Origin of the sequence: Bifidobacterium indicum (assembly GCF_036987015.1) — a bacterium.
GTDB classification, from domain to species: domain Bacteria; phylum Actinomycetota; class Actinomycetes; order Actinomycetales; family Bifidobacteriaceae; genus Bombiscardovia; species Bombiscardovia indica.
The window spans coordinates 1-19,635 of the sequence record NZ_BTXM01000002.1; the positions used below are offsets into that span (position 1 = coordinate 1).

General features: G+C 57.5%; 17 protein-coding genes. 14 read left to right on the forward strand and 3 right to left on the reverse strand.

Translation table 11 applies throughout. The annotated features are described in order from the left end of the window. Window positions 1–412: 412 nt before the first annotated feature. Window positions 413–1,351: an aldo/keto reductase gene (locus AACP59_RS06780; protein WP_297316631.1), complete on the forward strand. Its 939-nt coding sequence runs from the start codon at window positions 413–415 to the stop codon at window positions 1,349–1,351. Between the two features lie 44 nt (window positions 1,352–1,395). Continuing rightward, window positions 1,396–1,647 carry a hypothetical protein gene (locus AACP59_RS06785; protein ID WP_297316632.1) on the forward strand — a complete coding sequence of 84 codons (252 nt, stop codon included), beginning with the start codon at window positions 1,396–1,398 and terminating at the stop codon, window positions 1,645–1,647. Window positions 1,648–1,675: 28 nt separating this feature from the next. Here AACP59_RS06785 and AACP59_RS06790 read toward each other — a convergent pair whose 3' ends face one another. Both AACP59_RS06790 and AACP59_RS06795 read right to left on the reverse strand, forming a co-directional pair. Then, on the reverse strand, window positions 1,676–2,521 hold the full coding sequence (locus tag AACP59_RS06790; protein WP_339350434.1) for a nitroreductase family protein: 846 nt from the start codon (window positions 2,519–2,521) through the stop codon (window positions 1,676–1,678). 252 nt (window positions 2,522–2,773) lie between these two features. Further along, window positions 2,774–3,136, reverse strand: a complete 363-nt coding sequence (locus tag AACP59_RS06795; protein WP_339350436.1) for a DUF4235 domain-containing protein — start codon at window positions 3,134–3,136, stop codon at window positions 2,774–2,776. Window positions 3,137–3,198: 62 nt separating this feature from the next. Here AACP59_RS06795 and AACP59_RS06800 point away from each other — a divergent pair, with 62 nt between their 5' ends. Next, window positions 3,199–3,897 carry a histidine phosphatase family protein gene (locus AACP59_RS06800; RefSeq protein ID WP_297316635.1) on the forward strand — a complete coding sequence of 233 codons (699 nt, stop codon included), beginning with the start codon at window positions 3,199–3,201 and terminating at the stop codon, window positions 3,895–3,897. 328 nt (window positions 3,898–4,225) lie between these two features. Beyond that, a complete protein-coding gene (locus tag AACP59_RS06805) occupies window positions 4,226–6,679 on the forward strand; it encodes a glycogen/starch/alpha-glucan phosphorylase (RefSeq protein ID WP_339350438.1) in 2,454 nt (817 codons plus the stop codon). A gap of 55 nt (window positions 6,680–6,734) precedes the next feature. Here AACP59_RS06805 and AACP59_RS06810 read toward each other — a convergent pair whose 3' ends face one another. After that, window positions 6,735–7,745, reverse strand: coding sequence for a LacI family DNA-binding transcriptional regulator (locus AACP59_RS06810; RefSeq protein ID WP_297316637.1), 1,011 nt, complete (start codon window positions 7,743–7,745; stop codon window positions 6,735–6,737). Window positions 7,746–8,309: 564 nt separating this feature from the next. Here AACP59_RS06810 and AACP59_RS06815 point away from each other — a divergent pair. The 10 genes from AACP59_RS06815 (at window position 8,310) to AACP59_RS06860 (ending at window position 19,597) form a co-directional block, all read left to right on the forward strand. Next, window positions 8,310–9,659 (forward strand): ABC transporter substrate-binding protein, encoded by a 1,350-nt coding sequence (locus AACP59_RS06815; RefSeq protein ID WP_339350440.1) that lies wholly within the window; start codon window positions 8,310–8,312, stop codon window positions 9,657–9,659. Window positions 9,660–9,780: 121 nt separating this feature from the next. Continuing rightward, window positions 9,781–10,635 (forward strand): carbohydrate ABC transporter permease, encoded by an 855-nt coding sequence (locus tag AACP59_RS06820; RefSeq protein ID WP_297316639.1) that lies wholly within the window; start codon window positions 9,781–9,783, stop codon window positions 10,633–10,635. After that, window positions 10,632–11,468, forward strand: a complete 837-nt coding sequence (locus tag AACP59_RS06825; RefSeq protein ID WP_297316640.1) for a carbohydrate ABC transporter permease — start codon at window positions 10,632–10,634, stop codon at window positions 11,466–11,468. The genes AACP59_RS06820 and AACP59_RS06825 overlap by 4 nt, the downstream gene beginning before the upstream one ends. A gap of 92 nt (window positions 11,469–11,560) precedes the next feature. Continuing rightward, window positions 11,561–12,160, forward strand: coding sequence for a DUF624 domain-containing protein (locus tag AACP59_RS06830; RefSeq protein ID WP_297316641.1), 600 nt, complete (start codon window positions 11,561–11,563; stop codon window positions 12,158–12,160). Window positions 12,161–12,243: 83 nt separating this feature from the next. Then, entirely contained in the window at window positions 12,244–13,287 is a 1,044-nt protein-coding gene (locus tag AACP59_RS06835; RefSeq protein ID WP_339350442.1) for a LacI family DNA-binding transcriptional regulator, read from the forward strand. Window positions 13,288–13,471: 184 nt separating this feature from the next. Continuing rightward, window positions 13,472–14,818: a glycoside hydrolase family protein gene (locus tag AACP59_RS06840; protein WP_297316643.1), complete on the forward strand. Its 1,347-nt coding sequence runs from the start codon at window positions 13,472–13,474 to the stop codon at window positions 14,816–14,818. 182 nt (window positions 14,819–15,000) lie between these two features. Continuing rightward, the gene (locus AACP59_RS06845; protein WP_297316644.1) at window positions 15,001–16,314 is read left to right on the forward strand and encodes an ABC transporter substrate-binding protein; all 1,314 of its coding nucleotides are present in this window, start codon (window positions 15,001–15,003) and stop codon (window positions 16,312–16,314) included. 144 nt (window positions 16,315–16,458) lie between these two features. Then, entirely contained in the window at window positions 16,459–17,772 is a 1,314-nt protein-coding gene (locus tag AACP59_RS06850) for an ABC transporter substrate-binding protein (RefSeq protein WP_339350446.1), read from the forward strand. A gap of 137 nt (window positions 17,773–17,909) precedes the next feature. After that, window positions 17,910–18,764, forward strand: coding sequence for a carbohydrate ABC transporter permease (locus AACP59_RS06855; RefSeq protein WP_297316639.1), 855 nt, complete (start codon window positions 17,910–17,912; stop codon window positions 18,762–18,764). Next, window positions 18,761–19,597: a carbohydrate ABC transporter permease gene (locus AACP59_RS06860; RefSeq protein ID WP_297316640.1), complete on the forward strand. Its 837-nt coding sequence runs from the start codon at window positions 18,761–18,763 to the stop codon at window positions 19,595–19,597. Before AACP59_RS06855 ends, AACP59_RS06860 begins: the two co-directional genes overlap by 4 nt. Window positions 19,598–19,635: the final 38 nt, after the last annotated feature.

Sequence of the window (19,635 nt, forward strand, 5' to 3'; positions counted from 1 at the left end):
CCGCCACGCGCAATCACCCGACACGGGGAACAGCAACCCCTGCCGGGGGTACCTCCTGTCCCATCCCACACCGTCAACCCAGCCGCGACCCGGCGCAACGTCAGCGACCGGACCGACCACAACCACACCCATACACATAGCACCACCACAGGGACCAAGGACTCTTTGGCACCCACCCGAACCTCACACCTGAACAACCGGAAAACCATCCAACACCCCCTCTACCCTGCGGTCTCCACTCTTTCACGGATACCAACAGAGCACACTATTCATGCCGTCGCTGTAGATCTGAACTGATCAATCCCGGTCTCGAAGTTGGTACGGTTGTATTGTTTGGACAATTGAGAATCTGCGTCTCCGTATCATAGGGGTACGGCGATAGAATGATGGTGACTGGATTTAAGGACACAACATGAAATATATGAACATCGGCACCTCTGGTGTCAAAGCATCCCGTGTGGCTCTTGGAGTCATGCGCATCGATACCAAGTCGCCGGAAGAGGCTGCCACGATAGTGCGGACGGCCCTGGATGCAGGAATCGACTACTTCGATACGGCAGATTGCTACCATGGTGGTGAAAGCAGCAGGGTGTTGGGTCGGGCCCTGAAGGAACTCGGCATCGACCGGGCCAGTATCGGCATCCAGACCAAGGTAGGCATCTACCGCGATCCTGCCAGTGATCAGATCACACGGTACGACTTCTCTGCCAAGCACTTGATTCAGGCTGTGGACCAGGAACTGAAGAATCTGCAGACCGATTATGTCGACTACCTACTCCTGCACAGGCCGGATACCCTGGTTGAGCTGGACCAGTTGGCAGAGGCCTTCAACACGATGCAGACCTCGGGGAAGGTCCGGCACTTCGGGGTCAGCAATGTCAATCCTATGCAGGTAGAGCTCCTGCAAAGCGGAATCAGCCAGAAGTTGGATGTCAATCAGATTCAGTTCGGCCTAGGACATACGGGCATGGTTCAGCAGGAATTCCACGTCAACATGATTGACGATTCCAGCCTGGATCACGATGGCGGTCTGATTTCCTACTCCCGCCTGAAGCACATGACCATTCAGGCCTGGAGCCCCTTCCAGACGGGCTTCTTCGAGGGGGTCTTCATCGACAATCCCAAGTTCCCCGACCTGAATGATTGCCTGCAGAAAATCGCCGAGCAGCACGGCGTCAGCAAGAGCGCCATAGCCGTGGCATGGATTCTTCGCCACCCAGCCGGCATGCAGGTTCTGCTGGGGTCCATGACCCCCTCCCGCATTACCGAGATGGCAGCAGGTGCCGATGTGGATCTGACCGCCCAGGAATGGTACGACCTTTACCTTTCCGCCGGGAACGACCTTCCCTAAGACCATTCCGGTAGGTCGAGCGGCTCGGTTTCAAGGTAGTTCCCATGCACTATTTCACTCCCAAGCGATGCGCAAGCACGTCGAAGATCATGTATCATGACAAGGCAAAAGCGCTCCGTGCAGCTGATCAGAGCCTGATGGAGCGGGGTGCCCGGCTCTGGGTGTATCGGTGCCAGTACTGTGGTTTCTGGCATCTGACCAGCCATGAGCCGGGCTCTTACACCCGGGTGCCCCTCAATCAGCAGCTGAAACCCCATTCGAGGAGGAAGGGCTACAAGCCCCGGCATTTGAGATGAGGATGCCACTAGCAGGCCTGCCGCTTGGTTATCGGGTCATATCGAATCCCTGTGCCTGGATGGAGGGGAGCATCGGCTCGTGGTCCTCCTTGGGGTTGCAGGCCTTGTCCGCGATAATCCTGCTGAAAGTCTTGCGCGGAGCATCCATGTGGCGCAGGTCCCGGTAGTAAAGCTTGACCGTCTCGTCAAAGTCCTTTAGTGCCTGGTCCGGGGTGCCCGGGGTATCGGACCGGCCATAGGAGTCGAGGAATATCTGGGCCGGCCTGGGCATGCGGGGCTTCATGGGTGGATCCTGGGCAGGATGGCCTATGGCCAGGCCCAGTACCGGGTATACCAGGCGTGGCAGGTCAAGCAGGTCGATCATCCGATTCACATCATTGATGACGCTGCCGAGGATGACACATCCCAGACCCATGGAATTGGCCGCGGTTTCCATTGCATGCAGGGCGAGAACGGCATCGTTCTGGGACTGTAGGAAGACATACCCTGTGTTGAGTACGAACCCTCTGGAGTCGATATCGATACCTTCGCGCTTTGCCAGGTCCGCATTGCGGCGCTGGTCGGCCAGGAAGATGTAAAGGAGGGGAGCCTGGGCCACATAGTCCTGGTGGGCCATGTCTGCGATGGTCCTGGCCTTGGTCGGGTCAGAGATGCGGATGGCGGACCACTCGTTGAAGTACCTGCTGGTGGCGGCATGCTGGGCCGTCTCTTCAAGCAGGGCAACCGTGTCGGGATCGATTGTCTCATCGGTGAAGGCGCGGATGGTCCGACGGTTGAGCAGTGTGTTGATGGTTTCGTTGTGTATCGTGGCTTCTGGTTTGGCGGATCTGCCGCCCTTTCCGGGTCTGCCGGGGGATTGTGGTGAAGTGGTCATGGGTCCCATTGTGTCCATTGCAGCAGACGGGCACAAGACCCTGAAGGGTGTTCTTGCTGTGGGAGTAGTGACATATACCAACGCATGCCCTCCGTGCCGGCTGCTTCGGGGTGCGCAAAAGGATGTATGACGGGTTGATCCGTAAAGCCTGATTCATGGCCGTTGACCCGTAATCTTACTCATGACATCCGGGTCGGTGAAAGCCGGCTTGTGGCATGCTGGCTTATGCGAGCCCGCTGAGGGGCGTGGCCTCTACTTATGGCGCCGGTCGATCAAGGTCTGGGAACCCCGTTCGATCAGGGTTGATGCCAGTGTGGTCACGGCGGCCGAAAGGACGGCGAACAGCAAGCCAGCTGTGGCGCTCTCCTGGTCACCCTCTTCGGTGTCCACGCCACCGTTGCGTTTGCGCACCAGGCTGCTCCAGAAGGCTTGGAAGAGCTTGCCGGCCACCAGACCAGCGATGCTGGGGAGGGCAAACTTCGCAACCTTGTCCATGAGTGTTTCCGGATCCGACTCAATCGAAGAACGCATGCTGTTCACCTTTTCATCTATCCGGTGGAATACGCCGACCAGCTGGTCGGCTTGATTGCCCGGTTCCTGTCCTACCATGCTCATGAAGCCATTATTCCACGGATTTGGCTTAAAGGTGGCGCACTCGTGGGTGGTAAGATACCAGCATGATACATGCTGCGTCATCAGGCAAGGATGCCTCGAACGGCGGATATGCCGTGCTCCTGCGACACGGACAGACCGCATGGAGTGAGACGGGTCAGTACACGGGCAGGACGAATCTGTCCCTGACTGCAGAAGGCAGGAATCAGGCTAAAGCGGCAGGTGAGCGATTGCGCCTTGCCTTCCCGGATGGATTCGACCCTGAGTTTACCTTTGCCAGCCCCCTGCAGAGAGCCCAGGAAACGGCCCGGCTGGCTGGTTATGATCGGCTTGCCGATATGCCCGAGATCGTGGAATGGGATTACGGTCACGCTGAGGGACGTCGGCCTGCGGACGTGAGTGCCGAGATCGGGAGGGACTGGTGCCTGTGGGTTGACGGACCCCAGGCGCTGCGTGGCTGCCCGGCCCAGGATTGGAAGACCGAACTGCCGACTGGTAAGCGGATTAAGGTTCATGTCACCGAGGGAGAGACCCTGGACCAGGTGGCCCGACGCACCCGCAAGGTCGTGTCCCGTATCGAGCCTGTGGTCCGTGCAGGCGGACACGTTCTCCTGGTCGCCCATGCCCATGTTTTGCGTATCCTGGTCACCCAGTGGATGGACTTGGATCCGGACAAGGCCCAACTCCTCCGCATGGACACGGCCCATTACGGTGTGCTCGGCATCTACCAGGACAAGCGCGTCCTCAAGCAGTGGAATGTGTGAATCGTCGGTACCGACAGCACTCCCCGGTGCGCATAGGCTGTAGTGGCCATCGGCTCACGATACATGCAAACGGTGTCAGCTTGGTATATGTCCGAGCCTTATTGGAGATAATCAGCTTCTGTGTGATATTTTAGGGTGTCTATGATAACGTATGCAATACGGTAAGTCGTATGGCCACCATGCGGCGTCATCGGTGACGATAACGGAATAAGGCCGGTCTCCTTTCGGTATGGAATCAAGCCGAATCGCCCCTCGGGCGTACAGCTGACACAGTGTCGTGGGGAGGTTGATATGGCCGGATGTATGCAATATATGGAGGCAGCAGAAGATGGTTGATGCGACCCAGTCGGGCCTGTCGATGTCGGCAGAGGAGTTTGCCCAGGCAGTGCGTCAGAGAGTGACGAATGCCTATGGCACCGAGTGTTCCCAGGCACGCGTCGAGGACGTCTATCAGGCTGTTGCCGGCCTTGTCCGTGAGCAGCTGATGCGCTCCTGGGTCAGGAACAACCAGCGAATGGTCGAGGGTTCCACCAAGGCGGTTGGGTATTTGAGTGCCGAGTATCTGTTAGGCAAACAGCTCTCCAACGCCCTGTTGAATGCCGGCCTGACCGATCAATTCGATGAGGCCATGCAAATACTGGGTTTTGACCCCAGGAAGGTCATCGAAGCGGAGCATGAACCCGGTCTGGGCAATGGTGGCCTGGGGCGTTTGGCGGCCTGTTATGTAGATTCGCTGGCCTCCCTTGACGTACCGGCCTTTGGCTACGGAATTCGGTACGACTACGGCATATTCGAGCAGTCCTTCGACAGCCAGGGCCGACAGGTCGAGCGCCCTGACTACTGGCTGGAAGAGGAAGACGCCTGGGGTCATGAGAACCCGGGCAGGGTGCAGAGGATATCCTTCGGTGGCCGCGTGGTAAGCAAGGACGTCCGCCGGGTCTGGGAACCAGAATGGTCGGTCCGCGCCGTACCGGTCGACTACCCGGTTCCGGGATATGCATCCGGCAGGGTCAACACCCTGAGGCTGTGGGAGGCTCGGTCCTACGATGAATTCGATTTGGATGCGTTCAATAAGGCGGACTATCTCGGTGCCGTCAAGCCCCAGGTGGAGGCCGAAACCATCAGCAAGGTGCTCTATCCGGAGGATTCCACCACTGCGGGCAAGTTGTTGAGGCTCGAGCAGCAGTACTTCTTTGTGGCCGCCTCCATTGCGGATGCCATCGCCACTTTCTACCCGGGCGAGGAACATCCGGATCTCACGGGATTGTCCGATAAGATCTGCTTCCAATTGAATGACACGCATCCGGTCATCGGTATCGTTGAGCTGATGCGGGTATTGCTTGATGTCTATGGGTATGAATGGGGCCAGGCCTGGGAGATCACCCGGTCGACCTTCAACTACACTTGTCACACCCTTCTTCCCGAGGCCCTGGAGGAATGGCCGGCGGACCTCATCGCCCAGCTTCTTCCCCGTCATATGGAGATCATCGAAGACATCGATCGTCATTTTGTGGCGGAACTGCAGGCCAAGGGGGTTGGTGCCGATCAGATCGACAGGATGCGCATCGTCACCCCTGGTGATGGCCGCAAGGTCAGGATGGCCTACCTGGCCACTGTGGGTGGGCAGAAGGTCAACGGTGTGGCCGAACTGCACTCCCAGCTGCTCAGGGACATCACTCTGAAGGACTTCAACGCCGTCTACCCCCAGAAGTTCACCAATGTCACCAACGGGGTCACCCCTCGTCGGTTCATCCGCTTGGCCAACCCCCGACTGTCCGCGCTGATTACGGAAGGCCTGGGTACGGATCGGTGGATTTCCGACCTTGACAGGCTGGAGGGTCTGGAAAAGCTCGCTGATGATGCCTCCTTCGTGGATCGGTTCATGCAGGTCAAGAAGGCGAACAAGGTGGACTTCGCGGATCATGCCGAAAGGCGCTATGGATTCCGCCCGGATCCGTCGACCATGTTCGATGTCATGGTGAAGCGTCTGCATGAGTACAAAAGGCAGTCCCTGAAGATACTGTCGGTGATTGCGCAGTACAACGCCATCAGGAGTGGCGCGGTCGATTTGACCACGATGCAGCCTCGGACCGTGATTTTCGGCGCCAAGGCTGCTCCCGGCTATGCCATGGCCAAGCTGACCATTCAATTGATCAACAATGTGGCACGGGTCGTCAATGCCGATCCTCAGGTCAATGGCCTCCTGGGGGTCTACTTCCCCTGGAACTACAACATTGAGCTGGCCGAGCACCTGATACCCGCCACCGATCTGGATGAGCAGATATCGCAGGCGGGCAAGGAGGCGAGCGGCACCAGCAACATGAAGTTCGCCCTGAACGGTGCCCTCACCGTTGGTACGCTTGATGGCGCCAATGTAGAGATCCGCAACCAGGTCGGGGAAGACAACTTCTTCCTCTTCGGCATGGACGTATCGCAGGTGCAGGATCTGTACGACCGTGGGTATGATCCGCGGGCCTACTATGAAGCCGATTCACGGTTGAAGGATGCCGTGGACATGGTTGCATCGGGTGCTTTCTCGTACGGTGATACCAGCACGTACCGGGAACTGGTCCAGGACTGGTTGAACAAGGACTACTTCATGACCATGGCTGATTTCACCGCCTACATGGACATCCAGGATGACATCGAGCAAGCCTACAGGGACGATGGGGAATGGGCACGTAAGGCGATACTGAACATCGCCCGCTGCGGTACCTTCAGCTCCGATAGGGCCGTCGAGGATTACCTTGACCGGATCTGGATGACCGGACCACAGGACTGAACGGCATCGTGCGGGTGACATCCGGTTGCGACCGCATGTCACCCGCACGGGTTTCTTACGACCTGGGAGGTTTGGTCGTGTCCCTCAGCACCAGATGGGTCGGAAACATCTGGAAGCGAGTATGAGGTTCGCGGTCGGCGATAAGGTCCAGAACCTTTTCGGCCGCCGACTTGCCCATGGCGTATGGGTCCTGCCTGATGGTCGTCAGGCCCATCTGGCGGCTATAGGTGCTGTCGTCGAAGCCGATCATGGAGAGATCCTCCGGTACGTGTCTTCCGTAGCGGCGAATTCGGTAGAGGACGGGTATGGCCAGCTCGTCGGTCTGGAAGCAGACGGCCGAAGGGGCAGGGTCGAGGGCCAGCAGCTGGGAGAGTGCCGAGTTGGAAACGTCCTGGCCCGGAGGACACTGTATGGCTGTGACCTGATCGGTGATACCGGCATCCTTGCAGGCGTCCATGAACCCGGCAAGGCGTTCGTCGGCACGGTATTGGAAGGGTGAGCCGTGGCCGGCCCTGACGAACGCAATCCTGTGATGGCCGAGGCCTATGAGGTGGTTGACCGCCAGTTTCATGGAATCGTGGTCATTCACGTTGACCGCCGCGTTGAACCGGTCGGTGGCAGGTATGTTGATGCCTACGATCGGCACGTCCATATCTCCGAGTTTGGCTATCTCCTTCGGCTCGATGTTGAAGGAGCAGACGACGATGGCATCGGCGTTGCGTCGGACCGGCAGGTTGGTGAAGAAGCGGTTGCGCGCTTCAAAGGTGTTCATGGAGTAGATCGAGATGTCGTAGCCGGCATCCTGCAGAACGTCATTCAGGCCTTCGAAGACGTGGCTGTTGAACCATTTGGTGATGCTGTCGCTGATAAGCATGGCGATGCGCAGGGATTGCCCCGATTTCAAGGCCGCAGCCGACCGGGAAATCCTGAAGTCCAATTGCTCGGCCACTTCCAGCACCCGATCACGGGTGCGGCTCGACACCAACTGCGGACGGGTAAAGGACCTGGACACCGTGGAGACGGAAACCCCCGCCTTTTCGGCTACATCTTGGATTGTGGACTTCATCGACCCCCTCCGATCGGCAGGCACCTATGACGGCGGGAGAACACCTGAGACCTGAACATGGGCAAACCGACCATACCTATCCTCCCGACTACAGTGTGACAGCAAGATTTCAGCAAGGTGTCCGGTTCGGAGACAACGATAGCATCATCTTCCATACTATTGCCCTTGCAATTATATGATGACCGGCCTTTTGAGATCTGGTTCTGGATGCTATGTGGGCGTTTCACTGGTCTGCTCACGAGATGGTTACGTTTTCATTATTGAGACACACGGTGGGGTCCTTCTGGTTGGATCTGCTCTACAGTTGCAGGGATGGTCCCGAAAGTTGCATGTTGCTACATTCCATCGCCCGGATGCTGGATCCACCCGACATCTTGTCTTTCTTACGGTCTTTAGGGGACAGCCTGAATTTGGTCGAGAAGTGGCGGACCGGCATGGCACGTATGCTATCGTTTGCATTTTTTGGAAATTTGTAGACAATGGTAGATAGATCGGATTTCATGTCAACGCGGATCCAGTGCATTGGCATCATGAGGAATTCGGCACGAACAAGAGAAAGGTTCGATGATGAATCAAATGGTAACCAAGGGGGTCGGTCTTCTGGCGGCCCTGACCTTGTCGGTTGGTGCCCTTGCGGGATGCGGTTCCTCGTCTTCATCCGGAGACGACAAGGCCGATGCGGGCAAGGTGTTCTTCATGAACTTCAAGCCCGAGGCAGCGGATCAGTGGAAGGACATCGCTGACGAGTACACCAAGGAGACCGGCGTAAAGGTCGATGTGCAAACCGCCGCTTCCGGCACCTATGAGCAGACGCTCAAGTCGGAGATCGCAAAGTCACAGCCTCCGACACTCTTCCAGGTCAACGGCCCTGTGGGTCTGTCGAGCTGGAAGTCCTACACGGCCGACATGTCCAAGAGCGAGGTTTACAAGCAGCTCAACAACAAGGACCTGGCCCTGAAGTCGGACGATGGTTCCCAGGTGCTCGGTGTCCCCTATGCCATGGAGACCTATGGGTTGATCTACAACAAAAACATCCTCGGCAAATACATGAAGCTCTCGGATGCCAGGGTCAAGTCCGTCAAGGAAATCGACTCCTTCGAGAAGCTCAAGGAGGTGGCCGACGGTATCCAGCAGCATAAGGATGAACTCGGCGTCAAGGGTGCGTTCACGTCCGCAGGGTTCGATTCCAGCTCCGATTGGCGCTTCAAGACCCACCTGGCCAACATCCCCCTCTACTATGAGCTGAAGGATGAGAACGTCAAGGCACAGCCCGAGACCGTCAAGGGCACATACATGCCTCAGTTCAAGCAGATTTTCGATCTGTACCTGAAGGACTCCACCACCGATCCCAAGCAGCTGAGCTCCAAGACCGGTGATGACGCCAACTCCGAATTCGCCCTGGGTGAGGCCGCACTGTACCAGAACGGGACCTGGGCATGGTCGGACCTGGAGAAGGCGGGCATGGACAAGTCGAACGTGGGCATGATGCCCATTTACATCGGGGCACCCGGCGAGAAGAAGCAGGGACTGGCCACAGGATCCGAGAATTACTGGTGCATCAACAAGAAGGCCTCCAAGAAGGACCAGCAGGCCACTGAGAAGTTCCTGGCCTGGATGATCACCTCCGAGAAGGGGAAGAAGGCCATGAGTTCCGACATGGGCCTCACCACCCCTTTCAAGAGCTTCGACAAGGTCAAGTCCGACAACCCCCTGGTCGAGGAGGCCGTGAAGGACTCCAAGTCGGGCAAGGAGCAGGTCGGCTGGAACTTCACCATGATGCCTTCCGAGCAGTGGAAGAACGATCTGGGCAACGCAATGCTGGAATATGCCCAGGGCACCGGTGACTGGGACAAGGTCAAGAGCGCGTTTGTCGACAACTGGGCCAAGGAGTATCAGGCCAACCATAAGGCTTGAGACTCTCGATCCTGTTCCCGCAAGTGGTCGTGTGAGTTGACTCGGTCCTGCACGCCTTCCGGCCTTTGGCGCGGAAGGGGTGCAGGACAATCTGAACAGCGGGGATCGAGGAAGGATATACATGGTTTCGATGGTTGGTAGGTCTGTTCGTAGGTGGTGGGGGTTGTTTACGTTGCCTACGGTGTTGGCTTTTGTTGTTGGTTTTGTGGTGCCGTTTGTGATGGGTGTGTATTTGAGTTTCTGTCGGTTCACGACGGTGACGGATGCGCGGTTCATTGGTTTGGGGAATTACCGGGCGGCCTTGTCGGATGGTGAGTTCTGGCATGCGCTGGTGTATACGGTGGCGTTCACGGTGGTGACGACGTTGGTGGTCAATGTCGTGGCTTTCGCGGTGGCGTTCCTGTTGACGAAGGCGATCCGCGGGGCGAATGTGTTCCGTTCGGTGTTCTTCATGCCGAACCTGATCGGCGGGATCATCCTGGGGTATATCTGGTTGTTGCTGCTCAACGGGGTGTTGGCCCATTGGGGTCGTTCGATCACGTATTCGGGTGTGTATGGGTTCTGGGGGATGGTGATGTTGTATTGCTGGCAGCAGATCGGCTATATGATGATCATCTATATCGCGGGTCTGCAGGCCCTTCCCGGTGATGTGATCGAGGCGGCGCAGGTCGATGGCGCCAATGGGCGGCAGACCTTGTTCCGGGTGACGTTGCCGTTGATGATGCCCAGTATCACGGTGTGTTCCTTCCTGACGGTGACGAACGGGTTCAAGATGTTCGACCAGAACCTGGCGTTGACCAACGGGGCCCCGTCGAACACGTCCGAGTTGTTGGCGCTGAACATCTACCGGACCTTCTACGGCAGGACCGGTTTCGAGGGTGTGGGCCAGGCCAAGGCGGTGGTGTTCTTCGTGATCGTGGCGGTGATCGCGGTGTTGCAGAACAGGTTGACGACCAGCAGGGAGGTGTCGGCATGAGTGAGCGTATCAGGCATTCGTGGTTGTGGACGGTTCTGTTCACGGTGGTCTCCCTGTTGTGGGTGTTCCCGATCGTGCTGGTGGTGGTCAATTCCTTCAAGAACAAGGCGTATATCTCTCGTGACGCGTTCTCGGTCCCGCGGGGCCGGGCCTTCGTGGGGTTGGATAACTACGCGCGGGGGATCGAGCGGACGAACCTGTTGGCGAGCTTCGGCTGGACCGTGGTGGTCACGGTGGGTTCGGTGGCCCTGATCCTGTTGTGCACGTCCATGTGCGCCTGGTGGATCGTGCGGGTGGGCAACCGGGTGGCGAGGTTCCTGTACCTGTTGTTCCTGTTCAACATGATCGTGCCGTTCCAGATGGTGATGTTCACGCTTTCCAAGCTTGCGGACATGCTGGGGCTGAACACGCCCTGGGGGTTGTGGATCGTGTATCTGGGGTTCGGCGCCGGTCTGGCGGTGTTCATCTTCACGGGTGTCGTCAAGGGCATCCCGGTGGAGCTGGAGGAGTCGGCCATGATCGACGGGGCGAGCATCCCGCGCACCTTCTTCGGGATCGTGGTGCCCATCATGCGTCCCTCGATCGTGTCGGTGGCGATCCTGGAGGCGATGTGGATCTGGAACGACTTCCTGCTGCCCTACCTGACCCTGGACATGCGTAAGTACAAGACCATGAGCATAGCGATCCAGTACCTCAAGGGCGGGTATGGCAGCGTGGACATGGGGGCCATGATGGGATGCCTGGTCCTGGCCATCATCCCCATCATCGTCTTCTACCTCGTCTGCCAACGCTACATCATCAGCGGCGTCCTCGCCGGCGCCGTCAAAGGATAACCACACAGGAACCAGACAGGACCGGCCCCGGTGTATCGTCAGGATAACCGAGCCGGTCCTTCCATACCCGGCACCACACCCCGGAGGCGATCATGAACTTCCTTTCACCGGACTCCGGTTTCATGCGCGGCTTGTCCGATGCCATAGACGCCATCTGGATCAACCTCCTGATGGTGGTCACCAGCCTGCCTTTGGTAACGGTGGGTGCCGCCTTGGCGGCGGGGCATGACGCGGCAAGGCGAATGCTGGAAGGCCAGGGGAACGTCACGGCTAACTACTTCAGGGCCTTTAAGGCGAACTTCGCCAAGGCCACCCTGATCTGGCTGGTGTTCGGCCCGACCCTGGCTGTCCTGGTCTTCTCCTGGGTGGTCTTGCAGATCCCCCTGCTCCTGATCGTCAAGTTCGCCTTCAGTATCGTCTGGATCATCGGTTTCGAGTGGGTGTGGGCCCTGCAGGCCAGGTTCGAGAATTCCGTCGGGCGCACACTCTTGAATGCCATGGTTTTCGGCGTGGTCGGATGGATCAGGACCCTGGCCATGGTGGCCATGGACCTGTGCTACCTGGCTCTGGTTGCGGCATCATGGTTCTACATGCCTCAGGGGCTCTTCCTCCTGGCCATTCTTGGGTACGGGACCCTGATCACGCTGCACACCCCTCTCCTGAATGGGGCTCTTGCGCGGTACGTGTCCTGATTCCCGGTGAAAGGGGACTTTACCTATCGCCCGGGTCCGGGGCTGAGGCGGAAAGTTGTGCCGCGCGATTAGGATTGGACAGCATGGTCACATTGCAGGATGTCGCACGGGAAGCAGGCGTTTCGATTGCCACGGCATCCTGGGCGGTCAATGACAACAAGAATGTCAGGATACCGGAATCGACCAGGAAGAAGGTCAGGAAGGTCGCCGAAGACCTGGGGTATCGGCAGAATGCGATGGCTCGGAGTCTGGCCAGGGGGCGCTCCGACCTGATAGGGTTCGTCAGCGACGGCGTGGCCACGTCGCCATTTGCCGGCCAGGTTATTCAGGGTGCGCAGGATGAGGCATGGCGGAACGGCAAGATACTGCTCATCGTCGATACGCATGGCGATCCAAGCATAGAACGCAGGGCCTGTGCTTTTATGCTGGAGCGCCAGGTTGAGGGAATCGCCTACTCGTCATGGGTGCATCATGAGGTCCAGCCTCCATGCGATCTTGGCAATGTCAACGCGGTTCTGGTCAACTGCTTTGACAAGAGGGGGCGTTTTCCCGCCGTTGTCCCCGATGAGGTCCAGGGCGGACGTACCGCCACGGAGCTACTGATTGAAGCGGGACACAGGAGAATAGCCTTCGTCAATGATGTCGGAGTCTCGCCTGCTTCGAAGGGGCGACTGCAGGGGTACAAGGAGGCTCTTGCCCATGCAGGGGTGGCTTTTGACCCGGACCTGGTCCTTCAGTGCAGGGCTGACCAGGACGGTGGTTATGGGGTGATGCGGCAGGTTCTGCAAACGCAGGCCACGGCGGTGTTCTGCCACAACGACAGAACAGCCATGGGTCTGTATGACGCCATGCGTGAGCGCGGACTGCATGTGCCCGATGATCTTTCAGTCGTGGGATTCGACAATCAGGAACTTATTTCGGCCCATCTCCATCCGGCCCTTTCAACCGTCGGTCTGCCCCAGTATGAGCTGGGTGTTCTCGGCATCCGTACCCTCCTTCAGTACCAGGAGCGACGAACAGAAGGCGCGACCAAGAAGGGGGAGGGTGTCAACAAGCCTTTCTACGAGCCCATACGAGTGGTCTGCCCACCTGTCCGCCGGAGCTCAGTCAAGCCCATAGCCGACTAGTGGGTGCCAGAACGATTCCTTAGGGTTGGAGGCTCGCATTTGACTTTCGGTGTAAGGAATCTATAATAAGTGCTTAATCGCTTAAACAGAGCAGTCGAAAGCGTTGTACTGAGATATGAGAACCCGAAAGGACATAATGACGAAGCTGTACTATCAATTCCCTGGCACTTGGTTCGGTGATTGTATGCCCTTTGGGAAGGGCGATGAGTTCTACCTCTTCCACCAGCGTGATGATCGCGATCCTGTTCCCTTTGGTCAGCCTTTCGGCTGGTCGCTGGCTACGACCAAGGATTTCGTGCACTATAAGGACTGCGGTATCGCTATACCTCGGGGAAGTGACCAGGACCAGGACCAGTTCATCTATGCCGGCAGCATCTTCCAAGCCGAGGGGCAGTACCACGCTTTCTACACTGGGTATAACCGGGATTATCCAGCCCAGGGCAAGCCCTCGCAGGTGCTGATGCATGCCGTCAGCGATGACCTCCAGCATTGGCGGAAGACCCAGGACGCCCTGACCTTTACCCCTCAGGAGGGGTACGATCCTGACGATTGGCGTGACCCCTGGGTTATTCGTGATGAAGACAAGGACCAGTACCTTCTGGTGCTGGGTGCCAGGAAGCAGGGTCCGAAGACCAGGCAAAGCGGACGGACCGTGGCCTTCACCTCCAAGGATCTGAAGGACTGGCGATTCGAAGGCGACTTCTGGGCTCCCGACCTGTACACCATGCATGAGATGCCTGATCTGTTCAAGATGGGTGACTGGTGGTATCACATCGTTACCGAGTACAGCGACAAACACGGCATGATCTACAGGATGGCACCCAGCCTGGAAGGCCCGTGGACCGCCCCTGTCGACGACGCCTTTGATGGCAGTGCCTATTATGCCGGAAGGACCTTCGAGCTGAACGGCAAACGCGTCCTGTTCGGCTGGGTCGCCACCAAGGAACACGACGATGACACGAGCAATTATGAGTGGGGCGGTACATTCGTGCCCCATCAGATCATGCAGCGTCAGGATGGTTCACTGGGCGTGCAGCCGGTGGACACCCTCTGGGAGTCCTTCGACGATCGGCGTGCCCTGCCTGATGTGAGCCTGGATTCACCCGACAGGTGTTCGGAACAGGTCCTGGATGATCAGAGCGGTGACTTGATCAGCTTCGAGGCCGATGTCTCATTCTCTGCCGGTACGCGTGCCTTCGGTTTGCGTCTGTATGAAAACGAGCAGACCGGTGAATCGTACCAGTTCGATTTCAAGGTCGGTGAGAATCGTTATCTCTTTGAGGGGAACCCGAACTACCCCTGGTTCAGCAACATGAACATTGGGCTGGAAAGGCCCATAAGGCTCGAACCTGACACCGTGTACCACATGCAGCTTGTGGTCGATGACACCATAGCCACCTTATATGTTGATGGTGTTGCCCTGAACGCCCGGGTGTACCGCCATTATGGGGACGGACTGAGTATGTTCGTCACCGAAGGCTCCATCAAGGTCTCGGGCATATCCATCTCCAACACCTTGAAGGAGGTGTAGTCACTTACCAAGAACCCATCAGGTAACCGGCATCCGTCGATGACGCAGTGGATGCCGGTGAGTACGATCCCACCACCCATGAAGCGTGAGTGGAGTCTTTTTAGCTTAAGCGCTTATCCATTTGTGATTGAAGTGAATAAGCGTCCCGATAAAGTAGTCGGTCTCAAAGCAATGGAGTGAATATGAGAAGAATCATGAAGGCCACGGCGGCAGTAGGCGTCCTGGTGCTGTCCGTCAGTGGGCTTGCCGCCTGCGGAGGGTCTCAGGAGAGCGCGGATAAGGGTCACGTGTACTATCTGAGCGCGAAACCCGAGCAGCAGGATGAATTCAAGGAGCTGGGCAAGCAGTTCACCAAGGATACGGGAATCCCCGTCGATATATCAGTGGCATCATCGGGTACTTATGAGCAGTCCCTGAAGAGCGAGCTGGCCAAATCGAATGCCCCCACCATGTTTGATGTCGATAACAATGACTTCCAGAACTGGGGGGATTACTACAGTGACATGTCGGGCACCGGCATTTACAAGGATCTGAAGAACAAGGATTACGCACTCAAGCTCAATGACAAGGTCATTGCAGTGCCCTATGTCATGGAGCGCTACGGAATCATCTACAACAAGGCTTTGATGAAGCAGTATTTCGACGCAAAGTGGTCGAGCATCAAGTCCATCAAGGAAGTGAACAATTTCAAGGCCTTGAAAACTGTCGCTGATGAGATCCAGGAGCATAAGGGGGATCTGGGCGTCAAGGGCGCTTTCAGCTCGGCAGGATTCGACGCCAGCTCCAGCAAGCGCTTTGGGGATCAGCTCGCCCACATTCCCGTCTATTACGAGTACCGGGACCAGAATGCCGTGGAAGAGCCCCCGACCATTTCAGGCAAGTACATGGAGAACTTCAAGAACATCTTCGACCTGTATCTGAAGGATTCGACCACCCCGCCGACCCAGCTGTCGAGTGCGACCATGGATGACTCGAACAACGAGTTCGCCACCAAGCAGTCCGTTTTCCTGCAAAACGGTTCATGGGGGTACCCGCAGATAAAGGACCAGGACGTGCCCGATGGGGATATAGGAGTGCTGCCCATCTACATCGGTGTCCCCGGTGAGGAGAAGTCCGGTCTGACGGTCAGTTTCATGTACTTCGCCACCAACAAGAAGGCCTCCGACAAGGATAAGAAGGCGACGGCGCAGTTCCTGGATTACTTCCTGAAGAACAACAACGCCAGGAAGATCGTGACTGACGATATGGGCTTCGAGACGCCTTTCAAGTCATATGAGAAGGATGGCTTCAAGTCGAAGAACCCTGTTCAGCGGGCCAATGATGCCTACGCCAAGGCCGGTGATTACGATACGGTGATTCACCCGCTTCCCAGCGCCCAGTGGGTGGCTTCGCTCAGCGATGCCATGCTTGAGTATGCTCAGGGAACAGGTGACTGGTCCAAGGTCCAGAGTTCGTTCGTTGACGGCTGGGCCAAGGAGTACAAGACCACGCACTGACAGGAAGGCAGAAGTCCAGGGTGGGGGCGTTCCGTCGGATTCCCGCAGAACGTCCCCGCCGGCCCTACCGGTGCAGCGGTTGATGGCGAGGTACTCATTGTCGAGTGCCGTGACTGATTCCAAAGGAAAGGGATGAGGTGCGAGATGAAAGCCAAATCGATTCTGGCAGTGGCTGCTTCCTTGTGCATGATGCTGGGTGTCTCGGCCTGTGGGGGGTCATCGAATCCCTCCGCCGAGGGGCGGGTGTACATGATCAGTCAAAAGGTCGAGAACAATGATCAGTTCGTTGAACTGGGTAAGCAGTTCACCAAGGATACAGGGATCGCGTTCAATGTTGTCTCCCCTGCGGCGGACAGCTATGAGCAGACACTGAAAAGCGAGCTTGCCAAGAGCAACGCCCCGACCATCATCGGACTCGATAACAACGACTATCCGAATTGGGCGGAGTACTGTGCGGACCTATCCGGCACAAGTATGTACAAGGACCTGAAGGATCCCAATTACGTGTTAAAGACCGGCGATAAGGTCGGGGCCATACCGTTCGTTTTGGACCGGTACGGCATCATCTACAACAAGGCGATACTGGGGAAGTACTTCCACGCTTCCTGGGCCAGTCTCCACTCCGTGGATGAGATCCGTGGTTTTGATGCCTTGAAGACCGTGGCAGATGAGATCCAGGCGCATAAGGATGAACTCGGCATCAAAGGGGCCTTTACCTCAGCTGGTTTTGAGTCAAGTTCCATCCGGCGTTATGGCGATCAGCTCGTCCACATCCCCGTTTACTACGAGTATCGGGATCAGGGCAGGACAGATCTGCCTCCCACGGTATCCGATAAGTACGTACCCGACATGAAGAGGATATTCGACCTGTACATCAAGGATGAAACGGTGCCTGCGACACAGCTGTCGAGTGCCACCTTTGACGATGCGGTATCCGAATTCTCGCTTGGGGATGCCGTTTTCATCCAGACGGGATCCTGGGCGTATCCGCAGCTCAAGGGCCAGAAGGTCGAAGACAAGGATATGGGCGTCCTGCCGATATACATGGGTGTGCCCGGAGAGGACAAGGCCGGGCTGACGATCAGTTCCAACTACTTCGCCATCAACAAGAAGATCCCTGCCGCCGACAGGAAGGCGACCGAGCGCTTCCTGGACTGGATGCTGACCAATGATGGGGCCAGGAAGATCGTGACGGACACCATGGGCTTTGAGACGCCTTTCAAGTCCTATTCCAAGGCAGGGTACAAGACCCGAAATCCCATTCTCAGATCCAACGATGCCTATGCCAAGAGGCATTGCTACGACATGATCATCCGTCCTCTACCCTCGCAACAGTGGTCTCTCAGTCTTGGGAACGCCATGTTGGAGTATGCCCAGGGTACGGGGGACTGGTCCAAGGTCCAATCGGCCTTCGTCGACGGCTGGGCTTCGGAATACAAAACGACTCACCAAGGATGAGGATGCCTATGGGCGCGATTGAGCACGGTTTCAATGTTTGCTGTCGTACATATCGGCGGGGTTGTGTCTCTGGTCATCCACGTTTCTCAGTGAGACCGGACCGGGCACTGACTCGGGATATGGGTTAGGAGGTTATGGTGGTTTCGATGGTTGGTAGGTCTGTTCGTAGGTGGTGGGGGTTGTTTACGTTGCCTACGGTGTTGGCTTTTGTTGTTGGTTTTGTGGTGCCGTTTGTGATGGGTGTGTATTTGAGTTTCTGTCGGTTCACGACGGTGACGGATGCGCGGTTCATTGGTTTGGGGAATTACCGGGCGGCCTTGTCGGATGGTGAGTTCTGGCATGCGCTGGTGTATACGGTGGCGTTCACGGTGGTGACGACGTTGGTGGTCAATGTCGTGGCTTTCGCGGTGGCGTTCCTGTTGACGAAGGCGATCCGCGGGGCGAATGTGTTCCGTTCGGTGTTCTTCATGCCGAACCTGATCGGCGGGATCATCCTGGGGTATATCTGGTTGTTGCTGCTCAACGGGGTGTTGGCCCATTGGGGTCGTTCGATCACGTATTCGGGTGTGTATGGGTTCTGGGGGATGGTGATGTTGTATTGCTGGCAGCAGATCGGCTATATGATGATCATCTATATCGCGGGTCTGCAGGCCCTTCCCGGTGATGTGATCGAGGCGGCGCAGGTCGATGGCGCCAATGGGCGGCAGACCTTGTTCCGGGTGACGTTGCCGTTGATGATGCCCAGTATCACGGTGTGTTCCTTCCTGACGGTGACGAACGGGTTCAAGATGTTCGACCAGAACCTGGCGTTGACCAACGGGGCCCCGTCGAACACGTCCGAGTTGTTGGCGCTGAACATCTACCGGACCTTCTACGGCAGGACCGGTTTCGAGGGTGTGGGCCAGGCCAAGGCGGTGGTGTTCTTCGTGATCGTGGCGGTGATCGCGGTGTTGCAGAACAGGTTGACGACCAGCAGGGAGGTGTCGGCATGAGTGAGCGTATCAGGCATTCGTGGTTGTGGACGGTTCTGTTCACGGTGGTCTCCCTGTTGTGGGTGTTCCCGATCGTGCTGGTGGTGGTCAATTCCTTCAAGAACAAGGCGTATATCTCTCGTGACGCGTTCTCGGTCCCGCGGGGCCGGGCCTTCGTGGGGTTGGATAACTACGCGCGGGGGATCGAGCGGACGAACCTGTTGGCGAGCTTCGGCTGGACCGTGGTGGTCACGGTGGGTTCGGTGGCCCTGATCCTGTTGTGCACGTCCATGTGCGCCTGGTGGATCGTGCGGGTGGGCAACCGGGTGGCGAGGTTCCTGTACCTGTTGTTCCTGTTCAACATGATCGTGCCGTTCCAGATGGTGATGTTCACGCTTTCCAAGCTTGCGGACATGCTGGGGCTGAACACGCCCTGGGGGTTGTGGATCGTGTATCTGGGGTTCGGCGCCGGTCTGGCGGTGTTCATCTTCACGGGTGTCGTCAAGGGCATCCCGGTGGAGCTGGAGGAGTCGGCCATGATCGACGGGGCGAGCATCCCGCGCACCTTCTTCGGGATCGTGGTGCCCATCATGCGTCCCTCGATCGTGTCGGTGGCGATCCTGGAGGCGATGTGGATCTGGAACGACTTCCTGCTGCCCTACCTGACCCTGGACATGCGTAAGTACAAGACCATGAGCATAGCGATCCAGTACCTCAAGGGCGGGTATGGCAGCGTGGACATGGGGGCCATGATGGGATGCCTGGTCCTGGCCATCATCCCCATCATCGTCTTCTACCTCGTCTGCCAACGCTACATCATCAGCGGCGTCCTCGCCGGCGCCGTCAAAGGATAACCACACAGGAACCAGTGCGGGCCTATTTGTGTATGGCC

Coding starts and splice junctions, on each gene's coding strand:
- AACP59_RS06780 (WP_297316631.1), top strand. CDS start 413: ATGAAATATATGAACATCGGCACCTCTGGTGTCAAAGCATCCCGTGTG.
- AACP59_RS06785 (WP_297316632.1), top strand. CDS start 1,396: ATGCACTATTTCACTCCCAAGCGATGCGCAAGCACGTCGAAGATCATG.
- AACP59_RS06790 (WP_339350434.1), bottom strand. CDS start 2,521: ATGACCACTTCACCACAATCCCCCGGCAGACCCGGAAAGGGCGGCAGA.
- AACP59_RS06795 (WP_339350436.1), bottom strand. CDS start 3,136: ATGAGCATGGTAGGACAGGAACCGGGCAATCAAGCCGACCAGCTGGTC.
- AACP59_RS06800 (WP_297316635.1), top strand. CDS start 3,199: ATGATACATGCTGCGTCATCAGGCAAGGATGCCTCGAACGGCGGATAT.
- AACP59_RS06805 (WP_339350438.1), top strand. CDS start 4,226: ATGGTTGATGCGACCCAGTCGGGCCTGTCGATGTCGGCAGAGGAGTTT.
- AACP59_RS06810 (WP_297316637.1), bottom strand. CDS start 7,745: ATGAAGTCCACAATCCAAGATGTAGCCGAAAAGGCGGGGGTTTCCGTC.
- AACP59_RS06815 (WP_339350440.1), top strand. CDS start 8,310: ATGATGAATCAAATGGTAACCAAGGGGGTCGGTCTTCTGGCGGCCCTG.
- AACP59_RS06820 (WP_297316639.1), top strand. CDS start 9,781: ATGGTTTCGATGGTTGGTAGGTCTGTTCGTAGGTGGTGGGGGTTGTTT.
- AACP59_RS06825 (WP_297316640.1), top strand. CDS start 10,632: ATGAGTGAGCGTATCAGGCATTCGTGGTTGTGGACGGTTCTGTTCACG.
- AACP59_RS06830 (WP_297316641.1), top strand. CDS start 11,561: ATGAACTTCCTTTCACCGGACTCCGGTTTCATGCGCGGCTTGTCCGAT.
- AACP59_RS06835 (WP_339350442.1), top strand. CDS start 12,244: ATGGTCACATTGCAGGATGTCGCACGGGAAGCAGGCGTTTCGATTGCC.
- AACP59_RS06840 (WP_297316643.1), top strand. CDS start 13,472: ATGCCCTTTGGGAAGGGCGATGAGTTCTACCTCTTCCACCAGCGTGAT.
- AACP59_RS06845 (WP_297316644.1), top strand. CDS start 15,001: ATGAGAAGAATCATGAAGGCCACGGCGGCAGTAGGCGTCCTGGTGCTG.
- AACP59_RS06850 (WP_339350446.1), top strand. CDS start 16,459: ATGAAAGCCAAATCGATTCTGGCAGTGGCTGCTTCCTTGTGCATGATG.
- AACP59_RS06860 (WP_297316640.1), top strand. CDS start 18,761: ATGAGTGAGCGTATCAGGCATTCGTGGTTGTGGACGGTTCTGTTCACG.